Origin of the sequence: Acinetobacter soli, from assembly GCF_000760595.1 — a bacterium.
Taxonomy (GTDB): domain Bacteria; phylum Pseudomonadota; class Gammaproteobacteria; order Pseudomonadales; family Moraxellaceae; genus Acinetobacter; species Acinetobacter soli.
In genome coordinates, this window is record NZ_BBNM01000006.1 from 211105 (window position 1) to 220908 (window position 9804).

General features: G+C 41.5%; 9 protein-coding genes. 1 reads left to right on the plus strand and 8 read right to left on the minus strand.

Features of this window, described 5'->3' with window-relative positions; genetic code table 11:
* Positions 1-120 precede the first annotated feature (120 nt).
* Positions 121-963 (minus strand): putative pilus system protein FilA, encoded by an 843-nt coding sequence (gene filA, locus Aso01_RS09485; RefSeq protein WP_004934866.1) that lies wholly within the window; start codon positions 961-963, stop codon positions 121-123.
* 244 nt (positions 964-1207) lie between these two features.
* On the opposite strand from filA, the gene pabB reads away from it, so the two are divergent.
* Positions 1208-2566, plus strand: coding sequence for an aminodeoxychorismate synthase component I (gene pabB / locus Aso01_RS09490; RefSeq protein WP_039910010.1), 1359 nt, complete (start codon positions 1208-1210; stop codon positions 2564-2566).
* Here pabB and hisC read toward each other — a convergent pair.
* The 7 genes from hisC to Aso01_RS09525 all read right to left on the minus strand — a co-directional run bounded on the left by hisC (position 2554) and on the right by Aso01_RS09525 (position 9552).
* Positions 2554-3645 carry a histidinol-phosphate transaminase gene (hisC, locus tag Aso01_RS09495; protein ID WP_004934860.1) on the minus strand — a complete coding sequence of 364 codons (1092 nt, stop codon included), beginning with the start codon at positions 3643-3645 and terminating at the stop codon, positions 2554-2556. The two genes, pabB and hisC, sit on opposite strands and share 13 nt — an antisense overlap.
* 70 nt (positions 3646-3715) lie before the next feature.
* Positions 3716-5005, minus strand: a complete 1290-nt coding sequence (gene hisD / locus Aso01_RS09500; RefSeq protein ID WP_004934857.1) for a histidinol dehydrogenase — start codon at positions 5003-5005, stop codon at positions 3716-3718.
* Positions 5006-5262: 257 nt separating this feature from the next.
* The gene (hisG, locus tag Aso01_RS09505; protein WP_004934855.1) at positions 5263-5955 is read right to left on the minus strand and encodes an ATP phosphoribosyltransferase; all 693 of its coding nucleotides are present in this window, start codon (positions 5953-5955) and stop codon (positions 5263-5265) included.
* Positions 5955-7211: a UDP-N-acetylglucosamine 1-carboxyvinyltransferase gene (gene murA / locus Aso01_RS09510; protein WP_004934852.1), complete on the minus strand. Its 1257-nt coding sequence runs from the start codon at positions 7209-7211 to the stop codon at positions 5955-5957. Before murA ends, hisG begins: the two co-directional genes overlap by 1 nt.
* Positions 7212-7217: 6 nt before the next feature.
* Positions 7218-7469 carry a BolA family iron metabolism protein IbaG gene (gene ibaG, locus Aso01_RS09515; protein ID WP_004934849.1) on the minus strand — a complete coding sequence of 84 codons (252 nt, stop codon included), beginning with the start codon at positions 7467-7469 and terminating at the stop codon, positions 7218-7220.
* Between the two features lie 134 nt (positions 7470-7603).
* Positions 7604-7942, minus strand: coding sequence for a ribosome hibernation-promoting factor, HPF/YfiA family (gene hpf, locus Aso01_RS09520; protein WP_004934846.1), 339 nt, complete (start codon positions 7940-7942; stop codon positions 7604-7606).
* Between the two features lie 161 nt (positions 7943-8103).
* On the minus strand, positions 8104-9552 hold the full coding sequence (locus Aso01_RS09525) for an RNA polymerase factor sigma-54 (RefSeq protein WP_004934842.1): 1449 nt from the start codon (positions 9550-9552) through the stop codon (positions 8104-8106).
* Positions 9553-9804 lie beyond the last annotated feature (252 nt).

The window sequence follows — 9804 nt, forward strand, 5'->3', positions numbered from 1 at the left end:
TTTTTGAAGAAATTGCAGCTTTTTTTTGGTTTTTTTGACGAAATACGTATTTTTTTGTAATAACGCATACAAAAAAACGCGTGTCGATCACGCGTTTTTTTTGCAGCAATTAATGACGTATTAGTGACCACTAATGGTAATAGTCGAATTCCCCATATTCAGCCCTGCAATTTCAAGATCACCAATGGAACTGGCAGTTTGAGTACCTAAATGTACACCTTGCACATAGGTATTAATATTTTGAGCGCTGGTGTTTTTAATTTGAATCCCGTTTGTAGTGACGCCAATACTGGCATTCAGATTTAAATCACCTGTAGTGTTATTGGCACCACGTACATAGATGTTATCCAAATAAATCTGACCACCACCTTGTGCATCTTTTAAACCCAACTTGGAAATCGTCAAACCACCTTGTAGGGTCGAGTTCAGTACAATCATCGCGCCTTGTGGCGTCGCGCCCAACTGAATATTGGCACTCACTTTACCCAAAGAGAGCGTTAAACCGGTTAAGATTTCGGTTGGTGTACCTGTTACACCACGTAAGCCTGTGGTCGTATTTACAGATGCATTCGAACTCGCGACACCAATTGAACCAATCCCCACATCGACAGCACCCACTGTGGCTGCAATATTCAAAAATGCCCCGTTTGCACTTCCATCGGTATCAATTTTTAAATCTAGAAGATTATCACTCGAAGTTTGCTTAACGGTGACGCCATTGATGGCAATCGCACCCGCTTTTCCGGTTGCACCCGTAATACCAGTGTCAGTTTTTAAACCGTCGTTATCATGTAAATATAGCTTATCAATACTGATTCCGGCATTATCGAGCTTGATCCCAATATTTAAGCCATCCTGACCAGTGGTCGCACTCATAGATGCATCATCCATTGCCTGCATAGCCATGGCATTTGCACTTAATAGCATTGAAGAGACTAACGCCAATTTCGTCAACATTTTCATTCCAAACTCTCCCAAGAGCATTTATTTTTATTTCTGACTACTCTCATTCTTACAAGAAGAATGTTCCATATCCCTGAGTAGCTGAATTTTGCCTCTTTAAAGTAGCGCTAGTTCACATTTTGCGCAACTAATGTTGCGTAATTTTTATCATTTTGCCGATAAGTGGCAAGCCAGCTTATGTGCATTTAAATTGTGTAGTAAAATTGCGTTTCTGCTTATCTGTTCATTTTTGGGCGATTTTTCCGTGCGCTATATTCAAAAACTTCCTTTACCAGTGCCATCCATTCAGCATATTTTGACACAACTTCATGCATCGACTGGTTTAGTTTTTTTGAATAATCACGATTCGCCTATCATTGCATTTCATCCTGAAGCTTATGCAATTTACCAGCATGATGAATATCGTTTTTATCAACATGATGCGTTCACAAACTATCACTTAAATCACGATTATAAAAATTTAAACGATTTTATTCAGTTTGATCCCACTGCTTCAGCTTCATCTGATTTAGGCTTTCAAGGCGGTTATATTGGGTTTATCGGTTACGATATTGCAGCTTCTCAGGATGTATGTGTAAAACATGCAGTACAACCTGCCTTGTATATTGGATTGTATCGAACCTATTTATGCCAGCATGCAGATGGCTGGTATTTTTATAGCGATGCAGAACAGCCTGAACAACACTATAACTGGCTGATTGATCAGCTCAGTCAAACACTTGCTTCTTCCATTCAGCCACTTCGCCTACATCATTCTTTTCGTCCACGCTGGTCAAAAAGCGAATATTTACACGCCTTTCATAAAATTCAAGATTACATCAAGGCCGGCGATTGTTACCAGATTAATTTAACCCAAGAGTTTCAAACCTGTTGTGAGGGTGAGCTTCTGTCAAAAGCAGATCAATTGTGGACGCTCACCAACGCACCGTATGCAGGATATTTAAAGCTAGATGATTTTGAACTGCTCAGTTGTTCACCCGAACTTTTTATTGAGTTTGAAGCAAATCGGTCTTTGAAGACGCGTCCAATCAAGGGCACCATGCCACGCTATAAAGACCTTGAGCAAGATGAAAAATCGAAACAGCAACTAAAGTCTTCAGTCAAAGATCAGGCCGAAAATGTCATGATTGTAGATTTACTCCGTAATGATTTTAGCGTTCACGCCGAAACTGGTTCAGTTAAAACCACTAAATTATTTGAAATTGAAAGTTTTAATCAAGTGCATCACATGGTGAGTGAAATTACGGCTCAATTAAAAAAAGATGCCAACCCATTTGATGTTCTTCGTTCTGCTTTGCCAGGAGGCTCCATTACAGGTGCACCCAAAATTCGTGCCATGCAAATTATTGAAGAATTAGAGCAGGCACCGCGCGGCGCATATTGCGGATCGCTTGGTTATTTTAATTTGGATGGTACAGGCAGCTGGAATATCCTGATTCGCACAATACAAAAATATCAGGATACGCTCTCTGTCTGGGCAGGCGGCGGTATCACTATTGCATCAGATGCAGAAGCTGAGTATCAAGAATGCTTAGATAAGGTATCTGCCATGCTGAATCTGATCAATACATGGCAGTCCCACACAAACGATTATGCAGAATGAAATAAACGGCTTAAGCTGTCGATCAAACGCTGATTTTGCGCATCGGTACCAATCGTAATACGTAAAAACTGATTGATACGTGGCTTGTTAAAATAACGAACAATAATGCCTTGTTCTCGCAGTTGTGTTGCCAGTGTTGCAGCATCATGTGCTGGATGAGTCACAAAGATAAAGTTGGCTTTTGATGGCAAAACTTTAAAACCGAGTGTCTCAAGTTGCGTCACTAAAACCTCACGGCTTTGAATGACTTTCTCGCATTGCGCTTCGAAATATGATTGATCTTGAAACGATGCGACTGCTGCAGCAAGTGCAAAGCGATCAATCGGATACGAGTTAAAGCTATTTTTTACTGCTTCCAGTGCCGCAATCAGATGTGCCTGTGCCAACGCAAAACCGACACGTAACCCTGCCAGTGAACGTGATTTTGAAGTGGTTTGACACACCACCAAATTATCGTAACGTTGAATCAGGCTAACCGCCGATTCTGCTCCAAAATCAACATAAGCCTCATCAATCACCACCACACGATCTGGATTATTTTTCAGCACCTGCTCAATTTTATCGAGTGACAATGCAATACTGGTCGGCGCATTCGGATTGGTAATAATAATCCCGCCGTTTGGTTGCTGATAGTCCTCGACATCAATTTCAAAATGCGCGTTGAGAGGGATTTGCTTGGTTTTGACACCAAAAAACTGACTGTATACCGGATAAAAACTATAGGTAATATCCGGATATAAAATTGCATCGTTTTGAATAAAGAATGCTTTAAAAATATGAGCCAATACTTCGTCTGAGCCATTTCCGACAAACACCTGACTCACATCTAGGTGCTGCTGATCGGCGATGGCCTGCTTCAACTGTAGCGCATCTGGATCTGGATACAAACGTAAGGCATCTGCCTGATTGTGTAAAACCGCTTCGATTGCCGCCACGACGTTAGGCGAAGGCGGATACGGGTTTTCATTGGTATTTAGTTTAAGGAGATTCTGAAGTTTAGGTTGCTCGCCAGGCACATACGGCTCAAGCTCACGGACTTCCGGGCTCCAAAATCGCATTTGTTCGTTGCTAATATTCATTGCGCTATTCTCTTGTTGGGGCCAAGCCATAGCCCCTAAAAACGATCGATAGTTTGGTCAACCTTAAATCTTACTGATAACGGTAGCGAGCTGAGCGTGCATGTGCATCCAGATTTTCCTGTTGAGCCAGAATATCTGCTGTCTTTGCGAGGGATTTTACACCCGCTTCTGAACACATGATGAGGCTCGAACGTTTTTGGAAATCGTAAACGCCAAGTGGCGATGAAAAACGTGCTGTTCCCGAAGTAGGTAATACGTGATTCGGACCTGCACAGTAGTCACCAATGGCTTCAGGCGTAAAGCGCCCCATGAAAATGGCACCCGCGTGGCGAATATCCTGACTCATCTGCTCGGCATCATCTACACATAGTTGTAAATGTTCAGGCGCAACTTGATTGATCAATTCGATCGCTTCAAGACGATCTTTTACCAACACCAAAGCACCACGATTAGCAATTGAAGTACGTGCAATATCGGCTTTTGGTAAAGCTGCCAAATGTTCTTCAATGGCTTGTGCCACATCATCAAGTAGCTGAGCATCTGGGGTAATTAAAATTGCCTGCGCCACAGTGTCATGTTCGGCTTGTGATAACAAATCCATCGCCAGCCATTTGGCATTGTTCTGCCCATCGGCATAGACCAAAATTTCAGATGGGCCTGCAATCATGTCGATACCGACCTGACCAAACACTGCACGCTTGGCCGCTGCAACGAAACGATTTCCCGGACCCGTAATTTTATCTACACAAGGTACAGTCTGAGTACCATAAGCCAATGCTGCCACTGCCTGAGCGCCACCGATCGTAAATACTCGATTTACTCCTGCCAGATAAGCAGCTGCCAATACCAGCGGGTTTAGCTCACCTTGCGGTGCAGGTACGACCATGACAATTTCAGGTACGCCCGCGACATGAGCAGGTATCGCATTCATTAAGACAGAAGATGGATAAGATGCCAAACCACCTGGAACGTAAATTCCCACGCGATCTAAAGGCGTTACCTTCTGACCCAGGGTATTACCCAACGCATCAACATAGCTCCAGCCATCTTGCTTTTGCGCTTCGTGAAAATCACGAATACGCTCTGCGGCGAGTTCAAGGGCTTCACGTACATCGGTGGTCAGTGCTTCAAAAGCTGCTTTAAGTTGCTCTTGGGTCAGTTCCAAATCTGAAAATTGATGCGCTGGATGTCGATCGAACTGTTGAGTGAGCTTAAGAACATGTGCGTCACCATGCTGACGTACATCAGCAATAATTTGGTCTACAGTTTTTAAAAGTTCAGGATCATTTACAGTTTCAAACGCCAACAAGTCTGCAAAGACTTGTTTGAAGTTTTGATCTTGAGTCGATAAACGTCGCATCAATTTACCTACACGGTTTTTAGTGAAAATAGGCTTCTAGTGTACTCTTTTTCAGTGCTTTTGTGGAAACTCAAAAACCCAGAATTGGAGTAATGTTTGATTGAAATTCTGGCTCAGCAAGATTTGATTTTCTGATTGATCTTGTCAAAACAATTTATGTTAAAGACCAATCATCTCATGGTTTTAGGTGATCGATAGCTCTTGTGTTCGATAAAAAAACCGCCACATCGGTGACGGTTGTTTGAAACGATAAACTTTTACTTGACCTGACGTGCTGCAACCGCCTGCTCGACTTGCGCCAGAATTGGATTAAGCAACGCTTGCTTGCGCTTAAAGCTGGCTTTATTCACAATTAAACGTGAAGAAACCTGCATGATTTCTTCAAGTGGTTCCAAACCGTTTGCACGTAGTGTGTTGCCTGTATCAACTACATCGACAATATAGTCACCCAATCCCACCAAAGGTGCCAATTCCATTGAACCATACAGCTTAATCACATCGACCTGTTCACCAAGGCTGGCATAGTATTGACGTGTTAAGTTCACATATTTAGTCGCAATTTTAAGGCGGCCTTTAGGTGGTGTAATCCCAACTTTACCAGCAGTCATCAAACGGCAATTGGCAATTTTAAGATCCAACAACTCATACACATGCTGAGCACCATGCTCCATCAACACATCTTTACCCGCCACACCAAAGTCGGCAGCACCGTTTTCTACATAAGTCGGTACGTCAGATGCACGTAAAATGAGAATACGCACTTTTTGATGTGTGGTTGGAAAAATCAACTTACGCGACTTGTCTGGGTCTTCAAGTAAATTGATGCCAGCCGCTTCAAGCAACGGCAATGTTTCCTTTAAAATTCGGCCCTTACTGAGCGCTAATGTTAAACCATGATCAAAATTTCCCATTACGTTAAAGTTTGGATCATCGTTTCTCATATCATTCATTAACTTACTCGCTTAATCTGCGCGCCTAAACCTTGCAATTTCTCTTCAATATTTTCATAACCGCGATCGATATGATAAATACGATCAATCAGCGTTTCACCCTGCGCAACTAATGCAGCCAAAACCAATGAAAATGATGCACGTAAATCAGTTGCCATCACAGGTGCCGCTTGAAGTGTTTCAACGCCAGTGACAATCGCATCATTGCCTTCAACCTGAATATTGGCACCCATACGTGACAATTCAGGGACATGCATAAAGCGATTTTCAAAGATGGTTTCAGAAATAGTCGCAAATCCACGACCAATCACATTGACCGCCATCAGCTGCGCTTGCATATCTGTTGGGAATTCAGGATGTGGCAGTGTTCTAAAACTGACCGCTTTCGGACGCTTCCCAAGCATATCCAACTCGATCCAGTCATCACCACGAGTGACTTCAGCACCCATTTCTTCAAACTTTTCTAGCACAGATTCAAGTAAGGCTGGGTCGGTATGTGTGGTTTTGACACGTCCACCTGTAATTGCAGCAGCGGCCAAGTAAGAGCCCGTTTCAATACGATCGGCAACGACTGAATATTCACACCCTTGCAGATGTTCAACACCCGTCACAACCAGCGTACTGGTGTCTAAGCCTTCAATCTTTGCACCCATCTTAATGAGCATTTGGGCCAAATCGGTAATCTCTGGCTCTTGCGCAGCATTTCGAATCGTGGTGACACCTTCAGCCAAAACTGCTGCCATCAAGAGATTTTCCGTACCACCAACCGTGACCATATCAAAGGTGATATCGGCACCCTTTAAACGACCATCCACAGTGGCATGTACGTATCCATTTTCAACTTCAATTTGCGCACCTAATGCTTCAAGCGCTTTAAGATGCTGATCGACCGGACGCGAACCAATTGCACAGCCGCCTGGCAGCGATACCTGCGCCTTGCCATAGCGTGCCAACAATGGGCCAAGAACCAAAATAGAAGCACGCATAGTTTTAACCAACTCATACGGTGCAAATTGATTATTGAGTGTCGAGGTATCCGCTTTAACCGTATCGCCTTCATAGTCCATGGTAATACCAAGACCAGCAATCAATTTTACTAATGTATTTACATCTTTAAGATTTGGAACATTACGCAAGGTAATTGGCGTTTCGGCCAAAATCATGGCAGCCAACAAAGGTAATGCTGCATTTTTTGCACCCGAAATACGCACTTCGCCTTCGAGCATTACTCCACCCGTAATAAGAAATTTATCCATGTAGAATTAAGCTCCGAATAGACTTGCTTTGCGCCATTCGTCTTTGGTCATCGCACGAATTGTGACTGCGTGAACTTCACCACTGGCAATATAAGAGTTCAAAGGCGCATAAACCGCTTGCTGACGTGCAACCGTACGTTTTCCTTCAAATTGATCATCCACGATACGGAGGTCAAATTTTCCAGCTTGTCCACTTACTACTACTTCCGCCGCGGGAAATGCATCTTGTAAAATTTGTGTAAGCTGTTCATTATTCATTGCGAGACCTCTTATACAACCTTGGGTGTAAAAACCCGTCATTCTACTATAAATCATGAAGATAATTCAGTAGTAAACTACATTTTGTTCATAAAAAAAGAGGCTGGAGACCAGCCTCTTACTATTTAAAAAAATCAAACAGGAACAACAACTTGCTGATAAGAGCATTGTATTTTACGATGCTTTTGCAATTGCCGTTTTAATTTTTCTGAGAGTTTTTTTATCGAGGTATACATATCGTCAGCAGAGGCCTGTGCAAAAAGCTCTATACCAGGTAAGCGTACTATCGCTTCAGCGATATGATTCGAACTGCCTTTGTGAGTTCGTTTATCGATTTGATGATCTTTTGAAAGTTTCACCTGCATGCTATTCACTTGATCTAAATGTTTTGTCATTTGACCAAATTTAGATTTAATATCGTTTTCAATGGCAGGTGTGATAGTTAAATGATGTCCACGAATTGTTATCTGCATAATTTTATCCCTCACCTTCTATCAGGATATTCATGTTCGCAAAATGAACTTAAGACAATAAAAGTTTGAAGCACGTCAATAAGTCATTTCAACCATTCCTTAAATAAAAAAGATTCATTGTTTTGCAACAATGAACCAGTAGGATAGTCAGATTTTTTAGATCAGATCAAGACTTTTCTCTCAGACGATGATGCAATATGTAACGATTCACGATATTTCGCCACCGTTCTACGCGCCACATCAATCCCCTCATCTTTGAGTAAATTGGCAATCGCATTATCTGACAAAGGCTTACGTGGATTTTCAGCAGCGACCATTTTTTTTATTCTGGCACGAATCGCAGTTGATGAACATTCGCCTCCAGATGTGGTACCAACATGACTTGAAAAGAAATATTTCAATTCAAACAAACCACGTGGTGTCAGCATATATTTATTGGTCGTCACTCGTGAAACTGTTGATTCATGTAATTCAACTTCTTCGGCTACATCACGTAAAACCAAAGGTTTCATGCCCTCTGGGCCAATTTCAAAAAAGCTACGCTGATGCTGCACAATACACATCGCCACTTTTAACAGCGTCTTATGACGCTCATCAATGCTTTTAATAAAATTTTTAGCTTCGAGCATCTGATTACGAAGATAAATATTATCGTCGCTTTGATCTGCCCTACGGATCATATTCGAATAAAATGAATTGATGCGTAATTTAGGCATGATGTCTGGATTTAACTGTACTTGCCATGATTGATCTTTTTTACACACCACAACATCCGGAATCTGATAGTCAGACTCTTGCGATTCAAAACTCAAACCTGGATAAGGTTTTAAGGTTTTTAAAAACTCAATCACGGCTTTAACTTGCACCATAGACAAGCCAGTGTATTTCAAAAGCTTGTTTAAATCGTTACTGACCAAAAGTTCGTAATATTTTAATAAACATAATCCTTCATTACGTAATGGAGTATTTGGATCCAAGACATCCAACTGAATTTTAAGACATTCAGCAAGATTTTTAGCACCGACACCCACCGGATCGAGACGTTGAATATGTTTGAGCACCACAACGACTTCATCCGCTTCGATTTCTTCACTCATACCTGCTTCAGACAGCAGATGTTGTGCCGCTTCAATCACTTCATCAATTTCAGCATCGAGAAATCCCTTTTCATCCAAACAATCTACAATGCAATAGGCAATCAAGCGATCAATCGTTGAAAAGTGGAGTAAATTAACTTGCTCTAAAATATGTTCTTTTAAAGTATGTTCGGCTTGTCGATTATCCTCACGCTCTTCGTATTCAGGTGACGCTAGTGCAGTTGACTGATGGGTATAGATATCATCCCAATCGGTATCTACTGGTAAATCGTCAGGTAAATGATCTGCATTAAGATTTTGTGTCAGATCGGTACTTTCTTGATTTTCAGCATGAGAAAGACTTTCTGCAGTACTCTCTTCTTCTATTTTCTCCAATAAAGGATTACTGTCGAGCTGGATTTGGATTTCTTGTTCGAGTTCCAAGCTTGATAATTGCAGTAGACGTATTGCCTGTTGTAATTGAGGGGTAAGCGATAAAGAATTCGCAACTTTCAATCCAACTGATAACTTCATAAAGCAACATCCCAATAACGAGTTACATTAAGCAAAAAATGTGCCGATATTGAAGTTATAGCATAGGAATTAACTTTATCCTACAAAAAAAAATGTTTGAGAAACAATTAATTTGTAAAAAATAGATGATGAATTATACAAAACGAATAAAAGTTATTCAGATTAACACACGAACTTAAGCTAGTTTATCTCATGGGCAATAAAAAATGATCACACACCTTATCTACTCATATATGTCAGGCACTTATTTTC